The organism is Actinomadura barringtoniae (assembly GCF_017573505.1).
GTDB classification, from domain to species: Bacteria; Actinomycetota; Actinomycetes; order Streptosporangiales; family Streptosporangiaceae; genus Spirillospora; species Spirillospora barringtoniae.
The window spans coordinates 1-593 of the sequence record NZ_JAGEOJ010000062.1; the positions used below are offsets into that span (position 1 = coordinate 1).

The following is a 593-nucleotide window of genomic DNA, read 5'->3' on the forward strand; positions in this document are numbered from 1 at the left end:
GCCCAAGGGCACCTTCATCATCAACGGCACCGAGCGAGTGGTCGTCTCGCAGCTGGTGCGCTCTCCCGGTGTGTACTTCGACCGTGCTCTGGACAAGGCCTCCGACAAGGACATCTACGGCTGCCGGGTCATTCCGAGCCGTGGCGCCTGGCTCGAGTTCGAGATCGACAAGCGTGACAACGTCGGTGTGCGCATCGACCGCAAGCGCAAGCAGCCGGTCACCGTGCTCCTGAAGGCCCTGGGCTGGGACGAGGCCCGTATCCGCGAGCACTTCGGCGGCTACGAGTCGATCAACGTGACGCTGGAGAAGGACCACACCTCCGGCCAGGACGACGCGCTGCTGGACATCTACCGCAAGCTCCGTCCGGGCGAGCCGCCGACCAAGGAGTCGGCGCAGACGCTGCTGGAGAACCTCTACTTCAACCCCAAGCGCTACGACGTCGCCAAGGTCGGCCGCTACAAGGTCAACAAGAAGCTCGGTCTCGACCTGGAGATGAACCAGGGCACCCTGACCGAGGACGACATCGTCGGCACCATCGAGTACCTCGTCCGGCTGCACGCCGGCGAGGACGAGGCGACCGTCGGGTCGCGTC

General features: G+C 65.4%; 1 pseudogene. It reads left to right on the forward strand.

Features of this window, described 5'->3' with window-relative positions:
- Positions 1-593 (forward strand): annotated as a pseudogene (locus tag J4573_RS53400) (DNA-directed RNA polymerase subunit beta); the annotation flags it as partial.